We start from the raw sequence: 18,524 nt of genomic DNA, 5'->3' as shown, positions 1-18,524 counted from the left end.
CTCCTATCGAAGCCCCAGGTCGGCCCGGTGCAGCGGGACGCCGGTCCTGGCCGTGCGTACGCCGCGTCGATCGGGCAGGGTGACGCGCTTTTCAAGGGCCGGGTCCCGCTCCACGAGATGGAGCCTGACCGCCTCGGCCCGGTCCCGCTCAAGCTGGCGCAGGTCGTCCTCGGTCACGGCGATGGCGTCTTCGAGGTACTTGCGCATCACCTCGGGCGGCTGCCTGTCGGCCACGAAGAAGGTGGTGGGGCGGGTGCCGGTCTCGTCCGGCTCGGCCTTGTACGCCTCGTAGAGCAGGTCTTCGTATTCGTCCGGCTCGATGGTCATGGCCTCCACCGTGGTCCAGGCCCGCTGCGAGGGCGGCAGGGAGCGGAGCTTTCGCTCCTTGAGCCGGTGTTGGATATGGATATCGACCAGGCCCTGGCGGTCGGCCTCCGGGTCGGTCACGCCGACCACCTCCAGTGTGAGCCGTGGCCGGGCGTCGAGGGCGGCGGCCACGGTATCGAGCTTGTGCAGGGCGGAGGCGCGCAGGTCGCTGCGTCCCGGCTCGAAGACCAGGGTGTCGATGTCCTTGCCAGCGCCGCCGAAGAGGGAGCCGATGATGGAAAACGGCGAGGTCAGCGCCCGGGTGAACAGGCCGGCCAAGGCCTTGAAGACGATGCCGTTCAAGCGGAAGTTCGGGTCGTCGAGCCTGCCCCGGATGGGCAGGTTGATCCGCACATCGCCGTTCGCGTCCTCAAGCAGTGAGAGGCCGAAGCGCACTTGCACGTTGGGCGCGTCGGGCCGGGTGTCCCTGGGGCCGAGGGCCAGTTGCCGGATGTGGAAGGCGTTGTCCGCATCAAGCACGTTGTTTTCGGTCCTGAAGACGACCTCGGCATAGAGCCGCCCGCCTTCCACGGGATACCCGAGGTACTTGAGGGTGTAAGGGGTCAGCGGCGCAAGCTCCAGGCCGCCCAGGTTGACAGTGATGTCTGAATACAGGGGCACGACCACCGGGTTGATCACCCCCTTGGCGGACAGGGGGGTATGGCCGAGGCTGGCGTGCATGTCCACCTTGGGGCGGGCCTCGTCGGTCTGGGCGATGTCGGTCAGGGTGAGCCGGATGTCCTTGACCTCGGTGGCGTAGGCCGGAGTGACCGAGGCGTCGCGGAATCGGATCAAACCATTGTCCATGATCACCGTGCCGATGCGCATGGTCTCGAAAAAGCCCGGCTCGGCAGGTTCGGGGCTGGCATCGGCGTTGGCTGCCTCCGGTACGGCCTGGCTTGCGGCCACGGTGGCCAGTCCTGTGCTGTTTTCCGAATCAGGCAGGGGGTCGGGCTGGGCGATGCGCAGAGCCGTGAGCAGATTGACGTGTCCCTTCTCGTCGAACTCCACTTGCCCGCGCGGGCCGGTCAGGCGGATGGCCTCCACCGCCAACCGGGCTGGCTCGCTCTCGAAGCGAAATGAGGTCAGGCCGAGGGTGTCGAAGCCGACCAACTCGGCGCCTTGGCCACCTGTTTCCGTGGTTTGCGCGACGGCGGTGTCGATTACGGAGGTGTCGGTCACGGAAGCGTTGCCGGAGAGGGTCAGCCGTCCGTCTTCAGCCAATTCGAAGTCCATGGTGGACGAGGCCGCGCCCCGGGTCAGGGCCATGTCCGCGAAACGTGAGAGATACGGATTGGCCGGGAGAAGCCCGACCCCGGCCAGGGTGACGGTTCCGCTGGCGGTCAGGGGCGCGAGGGTGGCCTTGGCCGTTATTCCAATGGTCCCGCCGCCGCCCCAGTCAGCCGTGAGGTCGCCGGTCAGGGGCGTGGATTCGGGCGCGTCTGCGGACCCGTCGCGGCGGGTAGAAATATCGCGGACTTCAAGGCCGATGCCGGTCAGGGCCAGAGCGGCGGGCGGCCCCGAGGCGTGGGGCGCGCTGGCGTCCACCCCGGAAGCGGGTACCGCGCTGGCGTCCACCAGGGTCACGCTGCCCCGGTGCAGGCGCAGAACGTTCACCTCCACGGTCCAGTCCAGGTCGTCTTCGGCTGCCACGTCGCTGTCAGGGAGATCGTCCCTGTCCTCGAACATGGTCACAAGGTCAACCCGGCCCGGTTCGTCCATGCGCAGCCGCGCCTCGGGGTCTTCCAGCCGGATTTCGGCCACGGTGACAACTCGGGTCCCGGTGTCCAGAGCGATGCCGTCCACGTCCAACCTGGAGGCGGTGACGACCGGGGTGTCGCTGTCCGGGGCACGCAGTTGCAGGTCGGTCAGGGCCATGGTCCCGTCGCGCAGGGTGATGGTCGCCGAGTCCGCCAGGGCGACGGTGCCGCTCAAGCCGACCACGCCGCTGTCCACGGTCAGGGGCAGGGCCTGGGCGAAATAGGGGGCATAGTCCGGCAGGGCTATTCCGGCTGCGGTGACGGCGGCCGAGGCGGACAGGGGCGAGAGGGCAAAACGGCCGTTGGCGGTGATGGTGGCGCGGCCATCGGCCGTGGCGTTTCCTTCGGCCAAAGGGCCGATGGTCAGGGACGCGGCAAAGGGCGCTGGCTCGGCCCCGGTGTTCACCCCCTGGGCCGTGATGGTCATGTCAGTCACGGCGCGCGTGAATCCGCCGGGCACGGCCCGGTCGATCCACTCCACGCGGCCGGAGTTCACGGTCAGGGCGCGGATCACGGCCTGGATGGCCTCGTCTGCGGTGGCCGCGTTCCCGTTTCCATCGCCTGAGGCCGGGAAATACCGCTCCCAGTTGAGCTGTCCGTCCTCATGGCGGATGACCCGGGCAACGGGTTTGTCCACGCTGAGTTCCGAGAGGGCGAGGCGCATGTCGCCCGGAGAGAAACGCTCCAGGCGAAAGCCGAGGCGCTCTGCCGAGAGCACGGTGCCATCGTCGGGCGAGGCGATTTCCAGCCCGGTCAGGCTGCCGCCGCCGCTGATGAAGACAGTGATGCGCCGGGCGTCCGGCCGCTCGAAGTTGAGGGAGATATCCGAGGAGAAGCGGCCCCTTGTCAGGGAAAGCGGCGTGTCTGCCTGGACGTAGGGCCAGTATTTGCTCAGATCGACATTGACCGCGCCCAGGCGGAACTCGGTGCGCAGGGAGTCGTGAAAGGGGAGGGTCTGTCCGTCCAGGGTGATCGGGTCGCCGTTGATCACGGCCGAGCAGGTGGGCTGGGTGAATTCGCCGCGCAGGGCCTCGAAGCTCGAGGTGAAGGGAACGCTCAGGTTGATTTCGGAGATGACGTGGCGCTTGCCGTGCGGCCTGTCGTCGAAGACGATGGTGGCGTTGCTCATCTCGAACCCGTACAGGGCAAAGGGAAAGGGCGTGCCCACCTGGTCCGGGGATTCGTCCGGCCCGCCCGGCCCGTCGAGCAGGTCCGAGATGGAGTAATGGCCGTCGCCGTAATGGGTCACGGACACGGCGAGGCCGCCCAGGGCGAGATCGTTGATGACCGGGGCCATCTTCCACAGGGAGGAGATGGAGGCCGAGGCGGACAGTTCGTCAAAGGAAAGCAGCGCTTCTGCGTTCTCGGTCCCGTCCGTTCGCGCGTCTACCCGGAAATCGCGCAGGGTCAGGCGCAGGGTGAATGGGTTGAAGGCGGCCTCGCCGAGATGGGTGGACCGGCCCAGGGCGGCGGCCCCCTGGCCGACGATGGTGGATTTGATGATGGTCGGGAGCAGCAGGAACCCGGCCAGGGCGTAAGCGACCAGACCGCAGAGCAGGCCAAAGGCCACGCGCCGTATCCGGGGAGTGGCAAGGGGTATTTTGTCGAGGAATGCCATCATGCTCGGGTCCGCAAAGTCTCGAAGTTTCACTTGTAAAATCAAGGATAGCCGATTCTGTCGCGCTATGCCATATGCGGCGCATGATTTTCGGTATCTTTTTCAATGGCTCCGGGTGTCTTCCTTGCTGGAAACAGTGAAACGCCGGGCGCGTACGGTCGCGCCCGGCGTTTCGGGGGGCATGGAGGAGGTGTGATTATTGGGATGATATGGTGCGCAGCTCCTCGGCCAGTTCCGCCATGCGCCGGACCTCGTCCCGGGCGCGCTCCATGCCTTCGGCCGTGTCCTCGGCCACGCGGCTGACCTCGCCCACGGAGTTGCTGATCTCGTCGCTGGTGGCTGACTGCTCCTCGGCGGCCGTGGCGATGGCCCGCACCTGATCGGCGCTGCTGTCCACCAGGGCGCGGATGGCCTCAAGGGCCGCGCCGGATTCGTTGACCAGTTGCGTGGCCCGCTCCACGGCCGCTTCGGACTCGCCCACGGCCGCAACGTTTTCCCTGGTGCCCTGCTGGATGGCCCGGATGGCCTCGTCCACTTCCTTGGTGGCGGTCATGGTCTTTTCGGCCAGCTTGCGCACTTCGTCGGCCACTACGGCGAAGCCGCGTCCTGCGTCGCCCGCCCGGGCCGCTTCGATGGCCGCGTTGAGCGCCAGCAGATTGGTCTGGTCGGCGATGTCGGTGATCACGCCGAGCACCTTGCCGATGCCGTCGGCCTTGGTGCCCAGGCTGTCCATGTTGTTTCGCAGTTTGTGCGAGTGGGATCGGACCTCGCCCATGGCTTCCACGGCCCGCTCGACCACGGCCGCGCCCTTGTCGGCCCGGCTGCGCGTCTCGTCCGCCTGACTGGCGGCGTTGGCCGCGTTGGAGGCCACCTCTATGACTGTAGCGTTCATTTCTTCCATGGCCGTGGCCGTTTCCATGGCCCGTGATTTCTGCAGCTCGGCACCGTCCGAGGCCTCGGTGACCTGGTCACGCAGGGTAGAGGAGGTCTCGGCGATGGCCCCGGCCACGTTCATGATCCGGTCGTTGACCTCGCTGATGCGCTCCAGGTTGGCCTGGATGCCGCGCTCCTTTTCCACCAGTTCGGTGACGTTGCGCGCCACTTCCATGCGTCCGATGACCCGGCCCGAGGGATCGCGCAGCACGTCCGAGGTGGGCTTGATTGATATTTCCTTGCCATCCTTGATGATGTTTATGACATCGCCCTCGTAGTGGCCGTCGCGCTCCCGGCACTTGTGGATGGGACATTTCTCGGTACCGCAGATGGAGGTGTTGAATATGTCGCGGCAGTGGGTGCCCTTGAGGCTTTCGAGCTTCCTGTTGCCGAACCGTGCCGTGGCCTCGTTGCCCACGATGATCCGCATGTCGTCGTCCACGGTGAAGATGGGGTCGGGCACGGCGTTGACGATGTACATGTAGGTCCTGACCTCGGTCAGGATGTCGCCGAGCTTGCCCATGAGCACGTTGAACCAGCTCGCGAGGTTGCCCATCTCGTCATTGGCCGAGTCGTCCAGCCGCTCGTCGAGGTCGGCCCGGTCCTCGGCGATGTCGCGGATCTTGCCGATGATGGCCTGCACCGGCCGGATGACGCTGCGGCTGATGAACAGCCAGGTGACCAGGGCGGGCAGGATGAGGATGGCCAGGAGCAGGGAGCCGATGGTCATGCCCGCCGAGTTTATGATGGCTGCGGTGTCCGAGGTGTCCATGGCGTAGACGATGAGGCCGATCTGGCTGCCCTTGTAGTCGCGCACCGGGAAGGCGGCCATGGCCATGGAATCCATGATGCGCATGCCAAGTTCGCGCGTGCCCTGGTCCAGGAGATCAAGGGGCACCATGTTCGCCACCTGGGGATCACCGGAGTTGGAGACCAGGACGAAGCGGCCGTCCGTCACCGGGTATTTGACCGGATCGTTGAGGCCGCGGGCGATGGTGAGGCGGTCGGCGTTCATGTAGAGCAGGAGCTGCCTGCCCTCGCCCTCGGCCGCGCTGCTCAGGATGGGATCAAAGTCGAGAAGCACCTCCACCGAGCCCAGGGGCCTGCCCGATTCGTCGCGCACCGGGGTCAGCCCCCGGATGGCGAAGCCGCCCCGGCCAAGCTCGATGCCCTCCACGGGCTGGCCCGTGCGGTTGACGTCGAGCACGGTTTGGCGAAACGACTTCAGGTCGTCGGAGACGTCCACCCACACGCCGTCGCGCTGGGTCTGCTGCTTGCGCCAGGCGCGCAGCAGGCTGCGGGCGTTGGGCAGGTGGAAGTGGAGCTGGAGCAGCTCGCCCTCCATGGCCGCCGCGTGGCCGATGTTGACAGGGGCCATGGCCGCGCGCAGAAAGATGCGCGCCTCCTGGGCGGACGGGTCGTTTTCGTCGTTGATGTCGCCCTCGTGGGCCATCTGAAAGGCGCGGATCACCTCCGGCGTGGTGGAAAACAGCGAGGCCATCTGCTTGGCCCGGCTGGAGGTGGAGGCGATGGAGTGGTTCAGCTCGGCCTCTTTCTCGTGAACCATGCTCCTGACGAAATTGTCGCGGAGCAACCCCAGGTCCGTGCGCAGCAGATACAGGCTTGCGCCGCCAAGAACCAGCACGGTGGCCAGCACGGGCAGCAGGACTTTCAGACGAATGCTCATCTTCATGATGTGGAATCCTTGTTTCAGCGAAGCGGTGTCTATGACGACCCAACAGGGACCGACCGGGCCACCGATCAGGGGATGGCCGGAGATTCGGCCGGAGCTGAGGCGGCTCGGACAGCGACAGGACATGCCATCTGGCGATCGTTACAGAATTGCGACTTCAATGACAACCTTTGGTGCAACATTGGCACCCTTGTGCAAAATGTTACAATTACGCTTTGCGAGCAGTGTATTCATTTATGTAACAGTGACGAATCTGGTGATTTGAATTGTTGCATGATTTTTTTATCTGAAAAGTCGTTTCTGCACTTATTTCCGGTTTTGTATTGTTTGAAATCAAATTTTAATATTTTTAACAGCTTGATATGCAATGATATATGCGCCATCTATTAAGCCTGTTCGGTGTTTTCAACAAGGCATGATACAAAATTTTATCCATATTGGTAGTATTGCTTTGTAGTGGCGTGGTCATGGACGTGGTCCATCATTGTTCTGTGGTGTAGAGAGTCGCGCGGATTGCCTCGCACTTGGAGGGCAAACAGGGCTACGGCTTGTTCGGGATTTCCCAAGCCCGGGGGTGGCGAAACGCGAGAAGGCCCGTGCCCGAGATGTCTCGGGCACGGGCCTTGGTGTTTGTGCCGGGAGGATCAGCCCTTTCTGGGCTTGAAGGGCTTCTTGAAGGGGCGCTTGCCCGCGCCGGGTGCGCCCTTATTGGAGAATTCGCGGCGGTAGGGCGGCATTTTCGATGGCTCGCCCAGGCTGACCAGAGGGCGTCCATCGCGGCTGAGAACCCGCTCGATGATGGTCCGGGCCTCGGCGCCGGGCACGGTGAAGGTGGTCCGCTCGCCCTGCACGCGCACATGCTGGATGGACCAGGGTTTGATGTCCGCCGTCTTGGCGATGAACTCCACGAAATCCCTGGGGTTCATGCCGTCCACCCGGCCAAGGGAGCAGACCAGGTCGGCGCGGCCCCGGGTGGCCGGGGTGATGGTGTCGATCTCGCGGTAGCTCGATTCCATCAGCTCGTCGCCAAAGGCGTGCTTGAGCAGGGCGGCCACCACGTCCTCGGCCTCGCGTCCGTCGAGCAGACCGCGCGCCATGGGCAGATAGGGATGGTGGGTCTCATCGGCCATGATGGCGTCGAGTCCGTCGATCATCCGGCTCTTCTTGGTATGGATGACGTCGCGGATGCACGGCAGCTTGGCCTTGGCGATGTCGATGCCAGAGCTTTTGGTGATGTACATGAGGCGGCGGAATTCGCCGGGGGCGATCAGGGAAATGGCCACGCCCTCCCTGCCGGCCCGGCCGGTGCGGCCGGTGCGGTGGACAAAGGTCTGCGGGTCCTGGGGCAGGGCGAAGTTGACCACGTGGCTCAGGTCGGGCACGTCGATGCCGCGCGCGGCCACATCGGTGGCCACCAGGATGGTCACCAGCCGCTTGCGGAAGCGGCCGAGGATCTCCTCGCGCCGGGCCTGGGAGAGGTCGCCGTGGATGGGCTCGGCCGGGTAGCCGCGCTCGGTCAGCCGTCCGGCCACCTCGTCGGCATCGGCCCGGGTGCGGGTGAAGACCAGGCCGTAGAAGTCCGGCTCGGCGTCCACCACCCGGCACAGGGCCTCGAAGCGGTCCGAATCGGCCACCTCGTGGAAGACCTGCCGGGTGAGGGGGGTGTCGTTCTTCTCGGCCTTGACCGTGACCAGCTCGTAGTCGCCCATGAATTCCTTGGCGATGCGCATGACCTCGGTGGGCATGGTGGCCGAGAAGAGCAGGGTGCGGCGGTCCGGGCCGGTGGCCTTGAGGATCTCGCGCACGTCGTCCACAAAGCCCATGTTGCACATCTCGTCGGCCTCGTCGAGAACCACGAAGTCGAGCCGGTCCAGGCGCAGGGTGCCCCGGGAGAGGTGGTCCATGATCCGGCCGGGCGTGCCGACCACTACGTCAACCCCGCCCCTCAAGGCCTTGAGCTGCATGTGGATGGCCTGGCCGCCGTAAACCGGCAGGACGCGCAGCCGCTTGCTCCCCTTCAGGGAGTTGATCTCCTCGGCTACCTGGATGGCCAGCTCGCGGGTGGGGGCCAGGATGAGTGCCTGGACGTGCCCCGCATTGGCCTTGGCAGTCTCGATGATGGGCAGGGCAAAGGCAGCGGTCTTGCCCGTGCCGGTCTGGGCCTGTCCGACAATGTCCACCGTGCCGCCAAGCAGCAGGGGGATGGTTCGTACCTGGATCGGGGTTGGGCTGGTGAAGCCCTTGGATTCCAGGGCCGCGAGGGTTTCCTCGGAGAGGCCCAGTTCCTTGAATTCGTTCATGATGTCCTTGTTTCCGGGCTGTGCCCGGGCGGTCGATGGCGGTGGAGGCGCGCGAAACCGCGCCGCAGACACATGCTGCGGCGGGGATGCGAACCGGAGACGCCGTGCTCCGGGGCCGCATGGCGCGGCCCGAGAGCGGGAAATTAGCGGGGGCGGAAGGTAATGCGGCCGCGGGTCAGGTCGTAGGGGGAGAGTTCGACGGTGACAGTGTCGCCGGGCATGACGCGGATGCGGAACTTGCGCATCTTGCCGGAGATGTGGGCGAGGACGGAGTGGCCGTTCTCGAGTTCGACGCGGAACATGGCGTTGGGCAGCGCCTCTTCGACGGTGCCCTGGACGGTGATTCCTTCTTCTTTGGCCATATATGCTGTATCCTCCTTAAGGGGACGGGAAAAGCCCGCCCAGTGGGGGCGGGCTCGGGTTGCCGTTTGTCGGCGTATGATCGGTGACTACCAGCGGGGACGCTCGGGACGGGGACGAGATTCGTTGACCTTGATGTTGCGGCCACCGAAGTCGCTGCCATCCAGGTTCTTGATGGCTTCCAGCGCGCCCTGGTCTTCCATTTCCACGAAGCCGAAGCCGCGGGGCCGGCCGGTCTCGCGATCATTGACAAGTTTGACGGAGTGCACTTCACCGTAGGCTTCAAAGGCTGCGCGCAGTTCTTCTTCCGTACAGCTCCAGGGCAGGTTGCCCACATAGATGTTCTTGGCCATTCGTACAGGTCTCCAGAAATGTAAGAAAAGTGATCCATTGGCGGTCGCCCGGTGAACCGGATCGAGGCCATACGAATCGCGCAAGCGTCCAAAATACCTCAAGCTTGTTCACCCATCGTCAGCGCTGGCCGACGATGACCCGACGTGTCCCCATGGACGACGCCGACTACCGTAGTAAGTGGCCTTACGCTTTGAAGATAGTCCAGTCAAGGGAAAACTGCCTGGGAGCCCCATGTTTCTTCAGATGACCGAGGTCATTTCCTCGAAAAGCCTGTCGGGATCGTAGAGGCCCGGGTGCTTCACGGCCAGGGCGTCCATGGTCTCGAAATAGGCGTCCCAGCCTGTCACCTCGGCCACCTTGCGCTTGTCCACAAACACCTTGAAGATGGTGCCCCGGGGACATTTGGTCAGGTTGAGTTCGAGCACCCCGGCCGGGGTCATGTCGGTCCAGACTGCGGACCATGACGACCTGTCGCCCTCGGTTTTCTTGTATTTGTCGTGGTATGCCTCGAAAATCCTCTCGATATCCGCCCGTTCCATTCCCCACCTCGCTTTTTCCCCATCATGCCAGAAAGCAGTGGGCGCGCCAAGCCTGGACCGATGTTTGCCAGCGAGTCGATTATGCTGTAGTTTCCGCGACATGAGCATACGGGGCGGCGCGAATCCGGCCCGGCTCCCGGAGGTGGATGTGCAGGCAGTTGTCAGATGGGCGGTCCTGCCCAGGCGTCGCGACATTGGCATCGTCAACGCGGGGCTTGGGGCCTGGATGGCGGTCGAGGGCTACGATTCCCTTGATTCGCGTCGGCTTCAGGTGTGCGTGGAGGGCGTGTTCTCCTATTGCGTGGGCTCCATCCGGTCGTGCGGGGGCGGCGGCGAAATCGCCGTGAGCCTGTTCCGGGCCAGCGACGACCTGCGGGTGCTCATCCAGCACTGCGGACCGGCCGGGGAGTGGGACGAATGCCTCCAGCTTGACGCCAGCCCGCCCATCAGGCGGACCAGCTTCGACGCCATGGGCCTGTTCATCGCCCGGGAGATGCTCCACTCCCTGACCTGCGACAGCCGCTACGACGTGACCACGGGCAGCCCCCTGCGGACCTACGAACTGGTCTACCGGCCCGGGTCTGCCTCCCCAGCCCCATGAGTTCCGTACACGGTTCATCTTGCCCGCCGGGTCGGGACCGTCTATGGTCTCCCCTTGCATCTTTCTGTCCGGGGGGCGTGTGAGCGGCGATTACGAGATCATGGGGGTCTACTCCCACAGTACCAAATACGAGTACAAGATCGGCCAGCGCGGCTCGCGCTACCGGCATGGTACCTACTGGTTCGTGCGCAAGCGCAGCGAGGACCTGTACGAGGTCAGGCCGCTCAACGCCAACCATGTCCCATCCGGCGTCACCCGGCTCATCGACCGCGACGAGTTCCTCAAGTACTACACCCCCGAGCTATCCTACTATCAGGACAACACCCTGCCCTGCCTGGAGGCATTGCAGAAGAAGGTTCGGATGGGGCGGCGCTATTTCAATCTCGGCCAGATAAACCGGGCGGAACAGGAGTTCTGCAACGCCGTGCTCATGCAGGAGGATTCGGTGGACGCCAACATGGCCTTGTCCGAGGTCTATGCCGAGCAGCAGGAGTTCACCAAGCTGCGGACAGTCCTCGACAAGCTGCTCAACATCGACGAGGTCTTTCGTGAGGAGCAACGCCACCGCTTCAACGAGTTCGGCATCAACCTGCGCAAGCAGGGGCGGTTCGACGACGCCATCCGCTTCTATGCCAAGGCCCTTGAGGTCAACGAGGACGACGAGAACCTGCATTTCAACATGGCCCGCGCCCTGCACGGCAGGGGGCGGTGCGAGGAGTGCCGCAAGCATCTCGCCCGGTGCATGGAGCTCAATGCGGGGATGACCGAGGCGCGGTGTTTCCTGCGTTCCCTTGACGCGGAGCAGGCAGAGGCCGATGAGCGGGAACGCCGCGAGCGCGACGGGGCCAGGGCCGAGGGGGAGCGGGCTGCCATGGAGCGCAACCGCGAGCGCGCCTCGGGGCGGGATGACGATTCCCGGAGCTACGTGCTGACGCTGAAGTAGGCCAGGGCGGCGTTCCAGGCGGCGTCGCAGGTTTTTCGGCAATACCATGACCCGGTGGACGGGTCGGCAGGCTGGCCCGCGTTGGCGAAGCCGTGTCCAGCGTCCGGGTAGGTGACCACGCGAAAGTCCACCCCGGCCCGGCGCATCTCATCCTCGAAGACCGGTATCTCGGCCATGGGCACCACCGCGTCGTGGACGCCGTGGAGCACCAGTATCCTTCCCTTCACATCCCCGGCCGCGCAGGGCAGCGGCGTGTTCAGATAGCCGTAGAAGCTGGCCGCGGCCAGCAGCGGCGCACCGGAGCGGGCCAGCTCAAGGGCCGCGCAGCCGCCAAAGGAGAATCCGGCCGCATAAAGCCGCGCCGGGTCCACCAAGGCGAGCCCGGCCAGGGCATCGAGCCCGGCCCGGGCGCGGTGGCGCATGAGTTGCCGATCCGTCCGGTATATCCTCGCCGTGGCCGAGGCCTCTGCCCGCGATCCCGGGCGCACATCCTCTCCATACATGTCGGCCAGCAGGACCGCGTAGCCGTGACGGGCCAGCAACTCGGCGTGGGGGAGCATGTACTCTCCCGGCCCGGTGAATTCGTGGACGAGCAGCACGCCGGGCAGTGGGGCGACCCGGGCCAGGGTCTGGTCATGGACCAGCCTGCCCATGAGCCGGACCGGGCCGTGGGCATATGGCAGGGGGGTGCGCGTGATCACCTGAAATCGTCCGCGCAAAAGCGTGTGCCCAGCACATGGGCCGAGTGCATGGGCTGGTAGCCCGGCTCGTGGCCGCCGCCGTGGTGAAAGGCGCAGAAGTAGTCGCCGTTGCCAAGGGACACCCAGCCCGAGTAGCCGAAGTCCGGCGATGCGGCGTATCGGTCGTTCATCAGTTCCAGCACATGGTCCCGGGCCCACTGATCGGGCAGGCCGTCCCGGGCGTCCCACTCCCAGGCGTGGGCGCGCTGCATGGCCGGTTCGTCGATGTGCAGCGTCACTCGTTTCCAGGTGCAGTCCACCGCGTTGTCCTCAAAGGGATAGGGTGCACCAAAGAGGATGGCCCGCGTGTCGGCGTGGTCCTCGTCCACGCGCAGCTCGGCCCGGCGCTGGCCGTTGACCGAGAGGGCGACGCGCCCTTGGGCGTAGTCCAGACGGATGGTGTGGAAGCGTCCCGGCTCGATGGCCACCGCAGGGGATTCGCCGTCCGGTTCGATGCGGTCGGGAAAGAGCCGGAACCAGACGCCCAGGCGCAGGCCGCAGCCGTTTGGCCCGGCCTGGTCCACGCGCACCTCGGCCGTGAGGGTGGCCGTGGCCGAGCGGGGATCGGTCATGGGCCGCAGGGCGTAGCGGACCACGCTGTCCGGCCCGGCCTGGCCGAGCACGCGCAGGCCATCGGGCGAGAGGATCGGATTGGCCGGGTCCGGGTGGCGGCCGTGGACCCTGAAATCCCCGGCCAGTTCAGACTCGGAGCCGAGCCAGGCGCAGGTGCCGCTGTCAGGGCCGACGTTGCGGTAGGTGACGAGCAGCCTGCCGCCCTCGGTCAGGCCCAGGGTGGCGCGGTGGCCGATGAGCGGGGTGGGGACCGGGTCTGACCATGTGCGGCCCAGATCAAGGCTGACGCACAGGTACATGGGCTCGTAGACAAAGCTGTTCTCGCGCATGAGGGCCAGCAGGCGGCCATCGGGCAGCAGAAGCATGGACGCCTCGCAGAGCACGAGGTTGCGCTGGCGGGTGATGACCGAGAGGGCGGTCCAGGTGCGGCCCGAGTCCTCGGAGCGGTAGACCATCTGCTCGGTGTTGGCCTGCCGGATGGCCGGATGGGCGACGCTGCCCCGGTGCAGGTGGCCCGTGGTCAGCAGCGCGCCATCCTCAAGCTCGATGGGCCTGTCCAGCAGGCCGTGCTGCAGTTTGCGAGGCGTGATCGTGTCCCAGGTACGGCCCGCGTCGTGGCTGGTGTAGAGGCGCGGCCCGGAGTCGTCGGTCATCATCAGTCGGCCATCGCGCAGCGAGGCAATTCGCGGGCAGTGGCTCCGGGGTACGTCCATGCGCATGGCCTCGCCGAAGCTGCGGCCTCCGTCCAGGCTCTCCCTGATGAGCAGGGCGCGGCGTGTGCCCACATGCTGGTCGTATTCGTTGTAAACGACGAGCAGGCGCTGGCCGCCGGTGCGGACCACGTCTGGAAAGCAGAGGTAGTGGCCTTCGCGGCGGTCGATGACCGTGTGGCGGTCCGTGGCGTTGGTCAGGCTGGGCATGATTTACAGGCGGCAGAGCCGGGCTAATCCTCGCCGCGTTCGTCCTGGACCCGTTTGGTCTTGGCAAAGCTGCGCGGCAGTTCGCCAGGGCCTAGGATGGCCACCTCGCTGCGCACCAGGATGTGCTTGCGGATGCCGGTGGCCACGGCCCGGGCCAGCCCCTCGTCGTTGCCATCGCTGGCGTCCGAGGTGCGCTCCACGCGCACGGCCATGTGGTCCAGGCCATCGCGGCGGGTCAGGGAAATCTGGTACTCGGCCGAGAGCTCGGGAAATCCTTCGAGCACCGAGCCGATCTGGCCGGGGTAGATGTTCACGCCCCGGAAGATGAACATGTCGTCGCTGCGGCCCATGATCCGGTCGATGCGCGGCATGGACACCCCGCAGGGGCAGGGACCGGGGATGAGCCGGGTCAGGTCGCGGGTGCGGTAGCGGATGAGGGGCGATCCCTCCTTGCGCAGCGAGGTGACGACCATCTCGCCCACCTCGCCCGGGGCCACGGGGGCGAGGGTCTCGGGGTCCAGAATTTCGAGGATGAAGAGGTCGGCCCAGTAGTGGATGCCCTCGTGGGCCTCGCACTCAAGGCCCGTGCCCGGGCCGTAGAGTTCGGTCATGCCGATGATGTCGAAGCTGTGCTCAAGCCCGAGGGACTCCTCGAACTGGCGGCGCATCTTGGGCGTGTGGGTTTCGGCGCCGAAGATGGCCCGCTTCAGGGCGAGGCGGTCGGCCAGCCCCTGCTTCTGCACCTCCTCGCCCATGAGCAGGGCCATGGACGCGGTGGAACACAGGCAGGTGGATTTCAGATCCGTCAGCATCTGGAGCTGGATTTCCAGCAGACCGGGGCCGACAGGCAGGGCCATGGCCCCGAAGCGCTCGCAGCCAAGCTGGAATCCGGCTCCGGCTGTCCACAATCCGTAGCCCACACAGATCTGCACCCTGTCTTCCCTGGTCAGCCCGGCCAGCTCGTAGCAGCGGGCGAACATGTCTTTCCAGGTGTCGATGTCGTTTTGGGTGTAGGCCAGGATCTTGCGCTTGCCCGTGGTGCCGCTTGAGCCGTGGATGCGCACCACCTCGGTCTCGGGCACCGAGAGCAGGGGCATGGGGTAGCCGTCCTTGAGGTCATCGGCCGTGGTGAAGGGCAGCTTGCGGATGTCGTCCAGGGAGGCGATGTCGCCGGGCGCGATGCCCATGGCCTCAAGGCGCGAGCGGTAGAAGGGGCTGCCGCCAAAGGCGTGGTTCACGGTCCAGACAAGCCCCTCAAGCTGGATGTCCGCGATCTGGTCCTCTGTCAGGTCCGGTATGAAGCGATGGCGCATTGCTGACTCCTTGGGTGCGTTCGACGGCCGCGCCCCTTGTGCGGGGCGCGAGAATCCGGTAGCTCTTGGGGTGGCCGCCCAGTGGGTATTCATGCAGCAAAAGCGGCCGATCATCAAGCCTGGAAAGGAGAATCATGGAGAGCGTACCGAGCTGGCTGTTCTTCCTGGTGGCAGGCGTGGCGGGCCTGGAGCTGGGGGGCATGGCCACCATATTCATCCAGCGGTGGATCGACGAGCGGCCCATGCTCAGGCCGATGCGTTCGGCCTGCCCCACCTGCGGCCACGGGCTGTCCTGGCGCGACACCATTCCGGTGGTCAGCTTTTTCGTGCTCAAGGGGCGGTGCCGCCACTGCGATGCGCCCATCGGCGGCCAGTACATGCTGGTGGAACTGTCGTGCCTGGCCTGGTCCCTGGCCCTGGCCCACCACTTCGGCCCCGGGCTGGAATGGGCCGTGTATCTCGTCCTCGGGGTCATGCTGGTGGCCGGGAGTTTCATCGACTTCGAGACCATGATGCTGCCGGACCGCATCACTCTGGGCGGCGCGGTTCTGGCCCTGGCCGCGGGTTTCATCCTGCCCGAGCCGGGCTGGCGCGAGAGCATGGCCGGGGCGGCCTGCGGGGCCGGATTCTTCTGGCTGATGCAGCACGTCTACCGGCTGTGGCGCAAGGAGGAGGGGATAGGCACCGGCGATGTCAAGCTCATGCTCATGATCGGGGCCATCACCGGCCTGAGCGGGCTGCCCGTGGTCATCCTGGCCGCGGCCGTGACCTCGGGCGCGGCCTGCGCCGTGTATCTGCTGCGGCCGGGGAGCAAGGGGCTCCGCACCCGCATCCCCTTTGGCCCGTTCCTGAGCCTGGGTTGCATGCTCCATGTCCTCTACGGTCAGTACGTCATGCGCTGGCTCGGCCTGTGATCAGGGAAACCGTTTCATGATTTTCCGCCATTCCCCGCTTCTCCGCTCCGCGCTGGCGATTCTGGCCCTGCTCGTTTTGCTGGCCGCCTGCGGCCAGCATCGCGTGGCGCCGGTCACGGCCCTGCCTGTCCACTTCGCGCAGGTGGAGGACGTGCGCCTCGCGTACCGGACCATCGGCACCGGTCCGCCGCTGCTCATGATCATGGGTTATGCCGGAACCATGGACATATGGGACGCCACCCTCGTGGACCGGCTGGCCAAGACCCGGCGGGTCATTCTCTTCGACAACCGGAGCATGGGCCATTCCTCGGCTTCGGACGCACCCGCGACCATGGAGCGCATGGCCCGGGACACCCTGGGACTCATCCAGGCCCTGAATCTCGACCGGCCCGATGTCCTGGGTTGGTCCATGGGCTCCATCATCGCCCAGGAGATGGCCCTGGCCCGGCCCGATGCGGTGGGCAAGCTGGTGCTCTACGGCTCGGCCTGCCAGCCCGGCCCGGTGCTCGACGCCCTGGACCGCATGGACGCTATGAGCCATGAGCAGTTGCTGGCCAGCCTGTTTCCGGCTGAGTGGGTGCGACGCAACCCCGGCGTGTACGGCAGACTGCCGGTCCCGGCCCTACCGTCTTCGCCAGAGGCCATGGCCCGCCAGCGTCAGGGCATGCGCCAGTGGCCCGGCACGGCCGACAGGCTGCCCGAACTACGTGGCCCGGTGCTGCTGCTTGTGGGCGAGGAGGACAACGTCACCCCGGTGGCACAGAGCGTGACCATGGCCGCGTTGATTCGCGGGGCATGGCTGGTCCGCTTCGACGGCGGCGGGCACTGGCTGATGTACCAGAATCCCGATGCCATGGCCGAGGTGGTGGAGACGTTTCTGGGTACAAGACAGGACTTGCTGGACTGATTCGTCAGACTCGGAGGGGCCTCTCGAATCAGTACCGGCCGGACGGCTCGCGCGGCCATTCGCCCCGGTAGCCCCGGCACAGGTACAGGGTGAATTCCCTGGCCGGGCTGCCCCGGAAGGTGGACGTGTAATGGATGGGCGGGCTCACGGACTCGAACAGGGCGTGGACCGGCTCCGGGGCCTCGCCCTGGAAATTCTTGCGGACCATGACAGCGTCCCACCCGGCGCGCTCCAGGCCCGGGCCGGGCCAGATGTCGTACTGGTTCATGCGCCGGTCAGAGCCCCACAGGCAGAAGGTGATGGGCTGGCCCGGGGCATAGAAGGCCAGGGCGGCCGTGATGTCGTACTTGTCGCTGAACAGAAAGGCCCGGTCCGGGTGCTCGAACTCCGCTTCCATCAACCGCCTCGTTTCAAGGCCCAGGTCGTCCCAGCCCTTGAGCCGGTTGGTGATGTTCCAGGCGTCTGGAATCGGAATCAGGGGCGAGGCAAAGATGAGCAGGGTCACGGAAGCAGCAGTGGCGGCCAGGGCCAGCCGCGCCTTGCGCGAGCGGTGCGGGTTCTCCCACCAGCCCTTGAGGGCCATGCCGCCCAGCACGCTCGCGCCCATGAAGGCGGCGGCGGTCCAGTTGGCCTCGGTCTTGGTCTTGAACGCCCACAGGGTGATGGCCCCCCATAGCGGCCAGAAGAAGAGCGCGGCTTGCAGATCGCGCCGGTATGCGTGATCGAACGAGCCGATGGGCCCGAAAAAGCCCTTGCGCACCGCGCGCCAGCCGCCCACCATCACGAAGACGAACCACCACGGCCCCATCAGCCCGATCTGCGCCCCGAGCATCTCAAGGAAGGGCAGCACCCGCAGCGTAAAGGGCTTGGGCTCGCCCGTTGAGAGCTTGGCCACATGCTTGAAGCCCACCCAGTCGTGCTGCATGTTCCAGAGGACAATGGGCAGCATGCCCGCCGCCGCGCCCGCCACACCCGCCAGCACGAACCGGAGCCAGAACCGGGGCGGCAACTGGCCGCGCAGATGAAGAATCGCCGCATACACCACGGCCAGCCCTAGAAACGCGAGCATCATGTACTTGGCCAGAATGCCCACGGCCACGCACACCCCGAGAACCACGAAGGGCACGTTCGAAGGCACGCGGTCCGGCCTGTTGCGCGTGGCTGCGGCCAGGGCGAAGAAGGCGACGGTCCAGCACAAGATGAGCGGGTTGTCCGTGGTCATCAGGATGCCCAGTCCGTTGAGCAAGGGCATGGTGGCAGCCACGAAAAGCACATACACCGCCAGCCGATACTCGCGCCAGACCCGCGAAACACCCACATACAACGCCGCCTGAATGGCACTCATGCCGATCACCGCGCCAAACCGGACCCCAAGCTCGACACTGCCGAAGACCTTGCACCACAGCCCGATGATCCCGGCGATGAGCGGCCCCTTGGAATAATACGAAAGCTGCGGCCTGCGAATCCAGTCCCAATACTGGGCCTCGTCCTGCACCAGATTGAGCTGCCCCGTGGCCACAAACCAGTACCGGACCACGAACGAAACCGCGATCACCACAAAGGCGATCACGTCCAGGCGCGGAGAATATGATTCATTGATGGGCTGCATGATTGTGAAGAGTCAGGTATAATACCTCCGCCCCCATGGCAAGTGTGGACATGCCTCCGGCGGCCGGGGGAAGGGAGCGGG

Annotated in this window: 14 protein-coding genes; 4 read left to right on the top strand and 10 right to left on the bottom strand. The window is 65.8% G+C overall.

The annotated features are described in order from the left end of the window. Positions 1-3: 3 nt before the first annotated feature. From QQS14_RS08610 to QQS14_RS08585, 6 genes are all read right to left on the bottom strand, one after another. Positions 4-3,747 carry a DUF748 domain-containing protein gene (locus QQS14_RS08610; protein ID WP_285906575.1) on the bottom strand — a complete coding sequence of 1,248 codons (3,744 nt, stop codon included), beginning with the start codon at positions 3,745-3,747 and terminating at the stop codon, positions 4-6. A gap of 193 nt (positions 3,748-3,940) precedes the next feature. Further along, positions 3,941-6,370 (bottom strand): methyl-accepting chemotaxis protein, encoded by a 2,430-nt coding sequence (locus tag QQS14_RS08605; protein WP_285906574.1) that lies wholly within the window; start codon positions 6,368-6,370, stop codon positions 3,941-3,943. A 644-nt stretch (positions 6,371-7,014) separates the two neighbouring features. Continuing rightward, a complete protein-coding gene (locus tag QQS14_RS08600) occupies positions 7,015-8,670 on the bottom strand; it encodes a DEAD/DEAH box helicase (RefSeq protein ID WP_285906573.1) in 1,656 nt (551 codons plus the stop codon). Positions 8,671-8,813: 143 nt separating this feature from the next. Further along, positions 8,814-9,032 (bottom strand): translation initiation factor IF-1, encoded by a 219-nt coding sequence (gene infA, locus QQS14_RS08595; RefSeq protein WP_013513878.1) that lies wholly within the window; start codon positions 9,030-9,032, stop codon positions 8,814-8,816. Positions 9,033-9,119: 87 nt separating this feature from the next. Further along, positions 9,120-9,383, bottom strand: a complete 264-nt coding sequence (locus tag QQS14_RS08590) for an RNA-binding regulator (RefSeq protein WP_285906572.1) — start codon at positions 9,381-9,383, stop codon at positions 9,120-9,122. Between the two features lie 240 nt (positions 9,384-9,623). Then, positions 9,624-9,923 carry a hypothetical protein gene (locus QQS14_RS08585; protein ID WP_285906571.1) on the bottom strand — a complete coding sequence of 100 codons (300 nt, stop codon included), beginning with the start codon at positions 9,921-9,923 and terminating at the stop codon, positions 9,624-9,626. A gap of 100 nt (positions 9,924-10,023) precedes the next feature. Between QQS14_RS08585 and QQS14_RS08580 the strand changes: the two genes are divergently transcribed. Both QQS14_RS08580 and QQS14_RS08575 read left to right on the top strand, forming a co-directional pair. After that, entirely contained in the window at positions 10,024-10,524 is a 501-nt protein-coding gene (locus QQS14_RS08580) for a hypothetical protein (RefSeq protein WP_285906570.1), read from the top strand. Positions 10,525-10,603: 79 nt separating this feature from the next. Next, entirely contained in the window at positions 10,604-11,467 is an 864-nt protein-coding gene (locus QQS14_RS08575) for a tetratricopeptide repeat protein (RefSeq protein WP_285906569.1), read from the top strand. Here the strand turns inward: QQS14_RS08575 and QQS14_RS08570 are convergent. The 3 genes from QQS14_RS08570 to QQS14_RS08560 are packed head-to-tail and all read right to left on the bottom strand — an operon-like array spanning position 11,446 to position 15,013. Further along, positions 11,446-12,168, bottom strand: a complete 723-nt coding sequence (locus QQS14_RS08570; protein WP_285906568.1) for a dienelactone hydrolase family protein — start codon at positions 12,166-12,168, stop codon at positions 11,446-11,448. The genes QQS14_RS08575 and QQS14_RS08570 overlap by 22 nt on opposite strands. Further along, the gene (locus QQS14_RS08565) at positions 12,165-13,700 is read right to left on the bottom strand and encodes a sialidase family protein (protein ID WP_285906567.1); all 1,536 of its coding nucleotides are present in this window, start codon (positions 13,698-13,700) and stop codon (positions 12,165-12,167) included. The genes QQS14_RS08570 and QQS14_RS08565 overlap by 4 nt, the downstream gene beginning before the upstream one ends. A 23-nt stretch (positions 13,701-13,723) precedes the next feature. Then, a complete protein-coding gene (locus tag QQS14_RS08560; protein ID WP_285906566.1) occupies positions 13,724-15,013 on the bottom strand; it encodes a phenylacetate--CoA ligase family protein in 1,290 nt (429 codons plus the stop codon). A gap of 134 nt (positions 15,014-15,147) precedes the next feature. On the opposite strand from QQS14_RS08560, the gene QQS14_RS08555 reads away from it, so the two are divergent. Together QQS14_RS08555 and QQS14_RS08550 are read left to right on the top strand one after the other, a co-directional pair. After that, positions 15,148-15,927 (top strand): prepilin peptidase, encoded by a 780-nt coding sequence (locus tag QQS14_RS08555; protein ID WP_285906565.1) that lies wholly within the window; start codon positions 15,148-15,150, stop codon positions 15,925-15,927. A gap of 16 nt (positions 15,928-15,943) precedes the next feature. After that, positions 15,944-16,834, top strand: coding sequence for an alpha/beta fold hydrolase (locus QQS14_RS08550; RefSeq protein WP_285906564.1), 891 nt, complete (start codon positions 15,944-15,946; stop codon positions 16,832-16,834). A gap of 28 nt (positions 16,835-16,862) precedes the next feature. On the opposite strand, the gene QQS14_RS08545 is transcribed toward QQS14_RS08550, so the two are convergent. Beyond that, on the bottom strand, positions 16,863-18,443 hold the full coding sequence (locus QQS14_RS08545) for an ArnT family glycosyltransferase (protein ID WP_285906563.1): 1,581 nt from the start codon (positions 18,441-18,443) through the stop codon (positions 16,863-16,865). Positions 18,444-18,524: the final 81 nt, after the last annotated feature.

The organism is Pseudodesulfovibrio pelocollis, assembly GCF_030282845.1.
GTDB classification, from domain to species: domain Bacteria; phylum Desulfobacterota; class Desulfovibrionia; order Desulfovibrionales; family Desulfovibrionaceae; genus Pseudodesulfovibrio; species Pseudodesulfovibrio pelocollis.
This window is presented reverse-complemented; position numbering and strand designations above follow the sequence as displayed.